This is a genomic window from Bacillus xiamenensis (assembly GCF_000300535.1).
Classification (GTDB): Bacteria; Bacillota; Bacilli; order Bacillales; family Bacillaceae; genus Bacillus; species Bacillus xiamenensis.
In genome coordinates this window covers 21,235-30,001 of the sequence record NZ_AMSH01000041.1, presented here as the reverse complement: position 1 = coordinate 30,001, position 8,767 = coordinate 21,235, and the positions used below count along the sequence as shown (strand labels likewise).

At 42.9% G+C, this 8,767-nt stretch carries 11 protein-coding genes; 5 read left to right on the top strand and 6 right to left on the bottom strand.

The features are described from left to right. Nucleotides 1-240 precede the first annotated feature (240 nt). A complete protein-coding gene (locus tag BA1_RS12850; RefSeq protein ID WP_008359648.1) occupies nucleotides 241-615 on the top strand; it encodes a nuclear transport factor 2-like protein in 375 nt (124 codons plus the stop codon). A 29-nt stretch (nucleotides 616-644) separates the two neighbouring features. On the opposite strand, the gene BA1_RS12845 is transcribed toward BA1_RS12850, so the two are convergent. The 5 genes from BA1_RS12845 to BA1_RS12825 form a co-directional block, all read right to left on the bottom strand. After that, on the bottom strand, nucleotides 645-2,183 hold the full coding sequence (locus tag BA1_RS12845; RefSeq protein ID WP_008359646.1) for a solute symporter family protein: 1,539 nt from the start codon (nucleotides 2,181-2,183) through the stop codon (nucleotides 645-647). Beyond that, a complete protein-coding gene (locus tag BA1_RS12840) occupies nucleotides 2,180-2,494 on the bottom strand; it encodes a DUF485 domain-containing protein (RefSeq protein WP_008359643.1) in 315 nt (104 codons plus the stop codon). The genes BA1_RS12845 and BA1_RS12840 overlap by 4 nt, the downstream gene beginning before the upstream one ends. A 107-nt stretch (nucleotides 2,495-2,601) precedes the next feature. After that, nucleotides 2,602-3,270 carry a glycosyltransferase family protein gene (locus BA1_RS12835; RefSeq protein WP_008359639.1) on the bottom strand — a complete coding sequence of 223 codons (669 nt, stop codon included), beginning with the start codon at nucleotides 3,268-3,270 and terminating at the stop codon, nucleotides 2,602-2,604. Continuing rightward, complete coding sequence (locus tag BA1_RS12830) at nucleotides 3,263-3,952, bottom strand: class I SAM-dependent methyltransferase (protein ID WP_008359637.1); 690 nt, start codon at nucleotides 3,950-3,952, stop codon at nucleotides 3,263-3,265. The genes BA1_RS12835 and BA1_RS12830 overlap by 8 nt, the downstream gene beginning before the upstream one ends. Before the next feature lie 302 nt (nucleotides 3,953-4,254). Then, nucleotides 4,255-4,395, bottom strand: coding sequence for an anti-repressor SinI family protein (locus tag BA1_RS12825; protein WP_008345506.1), 141 nt, complete (start codon nucleotides 4,393-4,395; stop codon nucleotides 4,255-4,257). A gap of 458 nt (nucleotides 4,396-4,853) precedes the next feature. Between BA1_RS12825 and BA1_RS12820 the strand changes: the two genes are divergently transcribed. Both BA1_RS12820 and BA1_RS12815 read left to right on the top strand, forming a co-directional pair. Then, nucleotides 4,854-5,237, top strand: coding sequence for a GtrA family protein (locus tag BA1_RS12820; protein ID WP_012011676.1), 384 nt, complete (start codon nucleotides 4,854-4,856; stop codon nucleotides 5,235-5,237). Nucleotides 5,238-5,263: 26 nt separating this feature from the next. Next, nucleotides 5,264-5,521, top strand: coding sequence for a hypothetical protein (locus tag BA1_RS12815; RefSeq protein ID WP_008359632.1), 258 nt, complete (start codon nucleotides 5,264-5,266; stop codon nucleotides 5,519-5,521). A 34-nt stretch (nucleotides 5,522-5,555) separates the two neighbouring features. Here BA1_RS12815 and BA1_RS12810 read toward each other — a convergent pair whose 3' ends face one another. Further along, complete coding sequence (locus BA1_RS12810) at nucleotides 5,556-6,401, bottom strand: AraC family transcriptional regulator (RefSeq protein ID WP_008359630.1); 846 nt, start codon at nucleotides 6,399-6,401, stop codon at nucleotides 5,556-5,558. A 181-nt stretch (nucleotides 6,402-6,582) separates the two neighbouring features. Here BA1_RS12810 and BA1_RS12805 point away from each other — a divergent pair, with 181 nt between their 5' ends. After that, nucleotides 6,583-7,746, top strand: coding sequence for a galactokinase (locus BA1_RS12805; protein WP_034739375.1), 1,164 nt, complete (start codon nucleotides 6,583-6,585; stop codon nucleotides 7,744-7,746). 14 nt (nucleotides 7,747-7,760) lie between these two features. Further along, on the top strand, nucleotides 7,761-8,753 hold the full coding sequence (galE, locus tag BA1_RS12800) for a UDP-glucose 4-epimerase GalE (protein WP_008359625.1): 993 nt from the start codon (nucleotides 7,761-7,763) through the stop codon (nucleotides 8,751-8,753). The last annotated feature ends 14 nt before the right edge of the window (nucleotides 8,754-8,767 follow it).

Here is an 8,767-nt window from a genome sequence, read left to right as displayed (position 1 = left end):
AATTCGCTCCGCTCCGGTAATCTTCCTTCCTAGACTGCAAAGGTTTTCAGCTCACGCTGAAAAGAAGACAAAGGGCTAAAATAAAGATCATTTTAGCCCTTTGTCAACAATCTGGACATGGATTGATTCAATCCATGTTTTTTCTGATCCGGGTGAAAAATGGACAGGGGAGAAACAATTGTGTACAATCTTATTATTCGATTTTTATCGAAATGACAGGTAAATAAAGGAGAATGAATGATGGAAGTGCTCGAAACGTATTTTCGCCGATATGATGAGGCGGGAAAAGGACAGGAGCAAATGGACGAACTGCTGGCGCTATTTTCGGATGATGTCATGATTGTCTTAAATGGTGCCGAGAAGCCTGGTATCCAAGAGTTTACACAATTTTTAAACACGTTCTTTCATGTACATGAAGACATTAAGCATATGTGGGATGGCTGGGTAAAACGAGAAGATGGAAAGTATGAGACAAACTGGGCCGTTTGTGGAAAGCTGAAAGATGGCCGTTTATATACAGCAGAAGGAATTGATATTGCGGGGCTGGACGATCAAGGGAAGATCATTTATTTAGAAAATGTTCCGAAAAACCCAGAGTTATTCCAGCGATATTAAAAAGCCGGCAGAGCAGCCGGCTTTTCTGATCAATCAGTATCCATATGCATGCCTGTATGTGCCTTTACTTGAATTTCTGTAAAGGTGTCTTCATCTGCTTTTTCAGAGGAGAAAATGGTGCCTAAGTAAGCCGCAAGGAATCCAAGAGGGATAGAGATAATCCCAGGGTTCGACAGCGGGATGAGCGGCTCTCCTGTGAAGATGGCTCCCCCTGATGGGTCCCAGACGCTTGGGCTGAGCGATACGATGATGAGTGCGCTCAAAAGACCTGTTAAGCTTCCTGCTATAGCGCCAGTAGAATTGAATCGTTTCCAAAAGACCGTGAAAATGATCAATGGCAAATTCGCACTTGCTGCAACGGCGAAGGCAAGTGATACAAGAAAAGCGACGTTTAAGGATTGAGCAAATAACGCAAGGACAATAGAGAGAATAGACACGCCAATGGAAGCAAAGCGTGCTGCCTTAACTTGTTCCCGTTCGCTCGCTTTCCCTTTACGGATGATCTGACTATAAAAGTCATGGGCAAAAGCAGACGCTGCGGAAAGCACTAATCCCGTCACCACAGCCAATATAGTCGCAAAGGCGATGGCAGAAACAAAGGCAAATAAGAAATCTCCTCCAAGAGCTTGTGCAAGCAGTGGTGCGGCCATATTTCCTGCTGCATCCGCTGCTGTGATGGCCTCTGTGCCGACAAAGGCAGCGGCACCGAAGCCAAGAAACACCGTCATTAAATAAAAAATCCCGATGATCCAAGTGGCTGAAAGGACAGATTTCCGCGCAGAAATCGCATCCTTAACCGTATAAAAACGAATCAAAATATGCGGCAAACCTGCCGTCCCAAGCACCAGGGCAAGGTTAAGGGACAATGTTTCTAAAGGGACATCATATTTATTCCCCGGATGGAGGAAAGCTTCACCGAGCGGGGTCGCTGTTTTCATTTGTTCAAACATCTTCAGCAAACTAAAATCAAACTTTGCAAACACAAGCAGTGATATGATCAACGTTCCGAGCATTAGGAGAACAGCCTTCGTGATCTGTACCCAGCTGGTAGCGATCATACCGCCAAACACAACATAAATGGTCATCAAGACACCCACGATTAACACAGCGATCCAATAATCAATGCCAAGCAGCAGTTTAATTAATGCCCCTGCTCCTACAAGCTGTGCAATCATATAAAAAGTAGAGACCGTGATGGTGTTAAAGGCAGCAACGCCTCGAATGGCAGGCCGTTTGAATCGTGCAGCAATCATATCGGCCATTGTATATTTCCCTAGATTTCGCAGTGGTTCAGCCACGACATAAAGGACGACAAGATATGCTACAAGAAAGCCAATGCTATAGAAGAAGCCATCAAATCCATTTAAGGCGATCATTCCGGCGATCCCTAAAAATGAAGCAGCAGACATATAGTCACCAGCGATGGCAAGACCATTTTGAAACCCTGTAAGGCCGCCGCCTGCTGTGTAAAAATCACTTGCATTGCTTGTTTTTTTCGCAGCAAAATATGTGATGACCAATGTGAGCCCTACGATCGCTACGAATAAAATAAAAGCGGTCATGCTCATTCGTCATCACCTCTCGATTCAACTTTTAAAGCGCTTACATATTTGTCGAACTGAGCTGCTTTTTTCGCATAAAGCCCACATAAAACCCATGTCATGACAAATTGTGTGAGGGCGAATAACCAAGCCCAAGTGATCGCCCCGATTGCTGGCGCGTTCAAAAAGGTGAAGTAGGATGTAGCAACCGGAAGTGAAAAGTAAAAGAGAAAAAAGAAAATCGTCAACGGTACGATAAATCTGCGTTTTTCCTCAAGAAGTTTTCTGAAATCCTCTGAAGCGGCAACCTTCTTATAATGAACTTTTTTGTCTGCCATTGTTTCCTCCTTTGTACGAATTAGGGACAAGGTACTCCAATGCATATGAGACAATCTGGCTGTTTATGACAGTATATCATAAAAAAGGCACCCGGAAAGGGTGCTTTCTACCGATAATTCGCAAGAAATGTTTGTCTCGCTTTTTCATATGCTTCAGCGTCAAAATGATCTCCGCATTTGTGTATACACCAAGGTTCTTCTTGTTTCGCAATCCCAACCTCATACCCTTGCTGAGCGAACTCAAATGACTGTGACACATCATAAAAATGAAAGCCGTCAAACAGATCCTCACGCCACTTCATGTCATATTGAGTCGCCATAAAAAGACCGTCAACAGCCGAAGCTTTCAAATAATCTTGTTTCTCCGTTTGTTGATGACGTGATTCAAACGAAAGCAGCTGATAGGTGTCGTGACGATACTCTATCACTTTTCCTCTGCAATTATGGCTTTCCCACCAAATCCCATTGTCAGGCACACTTTCTGCACCTATCACCCCAAGTAAGCCGAGTGATGGATGTTGTAAAAAAAGCGGAATGAGTTCTAGAAGCATATGTTGTTTGACGATCAGTGTATCCTGATGAAGATAAATTTTAAATTGAGCGGGATGAGAGAGGGCTTCATTGTATCCAGAGGCCATACTTGAAGCCTGTCTAATGGGAAAGACCTCGACATGATACCCATGCGGAGCAGGAAGGGAAGCGAGCTGCCGGAAGCAAGCTTCAAACATTGACTCATCATTCACGCATAGGACAAATAAGATGGCGGGGTTATCCATTGAACTGAACGGCCTCAACCACGTATTGATAGGCTGTTGCTGCCTCGTTAAAATCGAAACGGATGCCATGCTTCACAAGTAATTCATGCAAATCATTCATTACGGCCTCATAGGAAGGATGCTGTACGCGAATGGTTTCGAGTTCTCGAATATGAAATCCCGCTGAATGAAAAAGTGCATGAATTTCATGAAGGGTAAAGAAACGTAAATGTGTTTGATCCATTAACCCTTCATCTGTATAAGAAAATTTTCCGGCTAGTAATTCTAAAACCGTTGAAATATGACCAATATTCGGAATGGATGCCAGGATGACTCCTTCCTTTTTAAGAAAGGGTTTGACCTTTTTTAAAGCAGCCCACGGGTCCAATAAATGTTCGAGGACGTCTCCGAAAATCATGCAGTCAAACTGTTCATCCCGATAAGGAAGAGCCATCTGTTCAATATTGCCGCATAAAACATGATCTAACGTCTGTTCAGCCTGCTTTGCCGCATCCTCAAAAGCTTCAATCCCGTATATGGCCCGGCCCTGCTGTTTTAGGACTTTTCCAAGCTGGCCTGTGCCGCATCCGATATCCAAAATGGATGTCCATTCCTCATGAATACGGCTGACGATGACAGGATTCACACCGTGATAATACTGATCCTTTTTGTGGTGATAATAGGAAAGGGAATCTGAACTCACGCTCCACCCGCCTTTCTTTCTTCGTATTGTGTTCATGCTTAATATATGGGTGGGAAGCTTGGTTTTATAACGAAGGAAGGGCACTTTCCATGAATGGCGGTTAAAAAGGAATCATATAAAGAACGGGAAACGGACTGTCCTCCTAAAATAGAAAGACAGAACCCCATTGAGTGGAAGGGATTGGTATGATGAGGTGTTCAATTATTGTAGCGTATTGTCATGAAAGGATTTTCAAAAGGTCAATTGACAGGTCAGAACTTTTAGCCAAAGCAATCTGAAAGACAAAGGATAACGGCGTTGATTTACGGTTTGTTTATCATCTTCTGATCACCGTTGGATGTTAAAAAAGCTTGTATTTCTTCGATGCCTAGTCCAATTTTTTTCGCTTCCTGAATCAAATAAACCCACTCTTCGTCAACTCTTCTTTTCACTTGCGTATCCATAATATCCTCCAGTTCAATAAGACATATTCATCTGCAACCAATGACTTGAACAAACCGTCTAGTAACTGTACGTGTGTGTGAATGCAGCACAAAAATAGATTTTTGTCGAAAAATGATGACATTTAACCTATTTTGTAAAATCTATCACCTACCACGTCCCTAAAAAAATGACTAAAAAACCCAAAAATATTGATTTCTTACTTCTAATAATAAACAATTGTAAAGTCAGTTAAAAGATTATAAATTAAAATAATGATAAAGACCTAAATCGTTTGACTCATATAAACCGATGAGGTTGACATATGCCATCAGTTAGAACAAATTTCATCTTTGCAGGACGTACATATTGTTCGTTTGGGAAGTTCTTCTTCAGATGGTATTCTAAAAGAAACAGAATTCACCAAGAAGGAATGAAGAAAGACATGTATAGCCTTTTTCAAAAGTATCAAGAAGTTGTCATGTATCTGGTCATGGGTGTGTGTACAACCATTGTCAACATAGTCAGCTTCTATTTATTCGTTGAGATGTTTTCCATGGATTATAAAACAGCAACGGTTGTTTCATGGGTATTTGCTGTTCTCTTTGCTTATATCACCAATAAGAAGTATGTCTTCAAGCAAAAGGCTCGTGACACAAAAAGCCTCATGCGTGAGCTTTCTTCATTTTTTAGTGTCCGTCTCATGTCTCTAGGTGTAGATCTGGGGCTGATGATCTTATTTGTGAGCCAAATGGCGCTCAATGAAACCGTCGCAAAAATCCTTGTTAACTTTGTGATTGTCGTGGTCAATTATGTCGCCAGTAAATGGTTCGTGTTCAAGAAAACAAAAGAAGATGCGATTTAACACATGAAAAAGATAGGTGATGTGAAATGAGTAGCAGGCCAGACGTATTATATGATGCCGTGTATCAACAAACAGAAAAGCAGCATGAACAAGTGTTGAGGCTAGTCAAAGAAATGACCGCACATCCAGAAGCGTTTTCTGAACAAGAAAAGGAAAAGATCAACCGAATGGACATTGCGCTTCAAACGGCAACGGACATTTTAGAAAATTTAATGACCCCTGACACGCAAATGACCATTGTTTTAAGACAAGGGAGAATTCGTGTTGACCTGACGAAAGCGTAAAAGAAGCAGCCAATTGAAAAGCGGCTGCTTTTTATTATGCATCGCTTGTTTCCCGCAGTTGCTTTGGAGACATGCCGATTTTCTTTCGAAAAACTTTATTCAAGTAATTCGCGTTTCGGTAGCCACACTGTATGGCGATTTCTTCAATCGAGTATTTCGTTGTTTTTAATAACGTTTCCGCCTTTTCTAAACGAATATTGGTTAAATAGTGAATCGGTGTGAAGCCAGTTGCCTTTTTGAATTCCCTCGTAAAATGACTTTTAGATAAACGTGCCGCAACTGCCATGTCGTCAGGGCCGATTTCCTCGTGAAAATGATGACTTGCAAACAAGGCCGCTTGGACGATGGGTTCAGGCCATTTCTCCATTTGTCCTTCAAGCTTTGGCAAATATGAATACAGTTCCATGACAAATTGATAAGCAAGGCTAGATCCCTCAAATGGATTGGTGATCCGTCTTTCACTGGCTTCATCATAGATTTTCTTTAGCAGGCGGATCGGTTTGGAATTTGGATGAAAACGTATGACCTGCTTTCCTTGATTCATAAATTGATCAAAGCAAAGATCGCAAGCTTCCCCGTAAAGGGTCAAATAGAGAAATTCCCAATGCTCACTGTCTTCTGGAAAATAGTATTGATAGGCACTTGGGCTTTTCACGAGAAAGGCCTGTCCAGGCAATACTTTGAATCGCTTCTGTCCGATTTCAATCATGCCATGTCCAGACAGTGTGAGCTGAAAGATGCACTTGCCCTGATCCTTCCGCTCTACTCCATTCCAGCTGTACAGCGAAGATGATTGCACTTCCCAGCCAACAGACCATATTTGGGCCGGCAATGTCACATCAGAATGATGAAAACGAAATGCAAATGCTTCCTTCTTCAAATTGGAAATCCCCCTTCACAGCAAAAAACAACCTTTTTCTATTTTGAATCATGGTACACCTCATATCACATCGTACCATTCACAGCAAAAAAAGGGTATTTTTAAACGGTTTTTTTACCATTGAATTTCCGCTGCCTGGGCAACTAAAATAAGATTATCAGAAGAGAAAAGGGGAATGGATATGATCGACACGTTACGAGCGGCCTTTCACCAGCAATTTGGAGATCAAGAAGAACTTCGGTATTTTTTCGCCCCAGGCAGGGTGAACCTGATCGGTGAACATACAGATTACAATGGAGGCCATGTCTTCCCTTGCGCTCTCACTCTTGGCACGTATGCGGCGGGAGCAAAACGGACAGATGGCCGCGTCAGAATGTACTCCTTGAACTTTAAAGAAGAAGGTGTGAAAGAGTTCAATCTTTTTGAAATCGCTTACGCAGAATCGGACGGCTGGGCGAACTATCCAAAGGGAGTGTTCAATCAGTTTATTGAAGCAGGCATGGATATAAAAGAAGGCTTTGATATTGTGTACGGCGGTAATATTCCAAACGGTGCAGGGTTGTCATCCTCTGCCTCCATTGAGCTCGTTACAGCTGTCTTGATCAATGAATGGTTGTCATTCGGCGTTTCACATGTCGATCTCGCCCTTCTTGCGCAGCGTGCAGAAAATGAATTCATTGGCGTCAATTGCGGTATCATGGATCAGTTTTCGATTAGCCTTGGAAAAGAAGGTCACGCCATTTTACTTAATTGTGACACCCTTTCCTTTGAATACAGCCCATTTCGGCAAGAGGGGCTAGCGCTCGTCATTGCCAATACAAACAAAAAGCGGACACTGGCAGACTCCAAATACAATGAACGCCGTTTTGAGTGTCAATCTGCTTTAAACGACCTTAGGAAAGAAATAGACATTGCGCATTTATGTGAGCTCACGTCGGATGAATTCGCCAAGTATGCCCATTTGATTCAAGATGAAACGTGCCGCAAACGTGCAACACATGCAGTGACGGAAAACGAGAGGACCATGAAAGCAGTAAAATTTCTAAAAGATGATAAAATGAAAGAACTAGGCGTTCTCATGAAGGCTTCTCACCTTTCTTTAAAGATTGATTATGAAGTGACTGGACTCGAACTAGATGCACTGGCAGAAGCCGCCTGGCACCATCCAGGGACGATTGGTTCCCGTATGACAGGTGCTGGCTTTGGGGGCTGCACAGTCAGCATTGTGAAAGAAGAGCTGGTGGACTCATTTATAGAAGAAACAGGTGCGATGTACGAAGAAAAAACAGGAATTCAAGCCTCTTTTTACACAGCTGGAATTGGAGGCGGCGCCAGAGAATTATAAAAGGAGGAAATTTAATGACAATTTTAGTTTGTGGAGGAGCAGGTTTTATTGGCAGTCATGCAGTGGCGGCTCTTTTAGCTAGAGGAGAACAAGTGGTGATTGTTGATAATCTGCAGACAGGACATAAAGAAGCGGTTATTGAGGGAGCTGTATTAGAGGAGGGTGATTTAAGAGATCAAGCTTTTCTAAGACGGGTTTTTCAAACGCATCAAATTGAAGCGGTGATGCACTTTGCAGCAGATTCACTTGTTGGTGAGAGTGTGACCGATCCGTTAAAGTACTATGACAACAACGTCGGAGGGGCCACTGCTTTGCTTCAGGTGATGAATGAATTTGGTGTGAAACGCATCGTCTTCTCTTCAACTGCTGCTACATATGGTGAACCAAAGCGTGTGCCGATCGTTGAAACGGATGAGACGAATCCAACAAACCCTTATGGAGAAACGAAGCTGGCGATTGAAAAAATGCTGAAGTGGTCTGAGCAAGCATATGGCATAGAGTACGTTGTGCTTCGTTACTTTAATGTAGCGGGTGCTCATACAGAAGGCCTTGTCGGTGAAGATCATCAGCCAGAAACGCATCTGATCCCGATTATTCTTCAAGTGGCTTTAGGAAAACGTGATCAGATCATGATTTACGGCGATGATTATGAGACAGAGGACGGCACGTGCATTAGAGATTACATTCATGTCATGGATTTAGTGGAGGCACACATCTTAGCGGTTGATCGTCTGCGTGAAGGAAAAGGAAGTGCAACTTACAACTTAGGGAATGGCACTGGCTTCTCTGTGAAGCAGGTAGTGGAAGCCGCAAGAGAAGTAACGGGTCATGCCATTCCAGCACAGATAGCAAAAAGACGCGCAGGAGATCCTGCAAAGCTGATAGCTTCTTCAGAAAAGGCGCTGCAAGAATTGGGATGGAAGCCTCAATATGCAGATCTTCACACCATCATTCAAAGCGCATGGGATTGGTTTCAGAAACATCCAGAAGGCTACCAAAGTGAGTAAAGCATAACAGGTAG

What these genes read in the sequence shown, in the direction of transcription:
- galE (WP_008359625.1), top strand. Translation starts at nt 7,761, where the DNA reads ATGACAATTTTAGTTTGTGGAGGAGCAGGTTTTATTGGCAGTCATGCA.
- BA1_RS12845 (WP_008359646.1), bottom strand. Translation starts at nt 2,183, where the DNA reads ATGAGCATGACCGCTTTTATTTTATTCGTAGCGATCGTAGGGCTCACA.
- BA1_RS12835 (WP_008359639.1), bottom strand. Translation starts at nt 3,270, where the DNA reads ATGGATAACCCCGCCATCTTATTTGTCCTATGCGTGAATGATGAGTCA.
- BA1_RS12850 (WP_008359648.1), top strand. Translation starts at nt 241, where the DNA reads ATGGAAGTGCTCGAAACGTATTTTCGCCGATATGATGAGGCGGGAAAA.
- BA1_RS12840 (WP_008359643.1), bottom strand. Translation starts at nt 2,494, where the DNA reads ATGGCAGACAAAAAAGTTCATTATAAGAAGGTTGCCGCTTCAGAGGAT.
- BA1_RS12805 (WP_034739375.1), top strand. Translation starts at nt 6,583, where the DNA reads ATGATCGACACGTTACGAGCGGCCTTTCACCAGCAATTTGGAGATCAA.
- BA1_RS12815 (WP_008359632.1), top strand. Translation starts at nt 5,264, where the DNA reads ATGAGTAGCAGGCCAGACGTATTATATGATGCCGTGTATCAACAAACA.
- BA1_RS12820 (WP_012011676.1), top strand. Translation starts at nt 4,854, where the DNA reads ATGTATCTGGTCATGGGTGTGTGTACAACCATTGTCAACATAGTCAGC.
- BA1_RS12825 (WP_008345506.1), bottom strand. Translation starts at nt 4,395, where the DNA reads ATGGATACGCAAGTGAAAAGAAGAGTTGACGAAGAGTGGGTTTATTTG.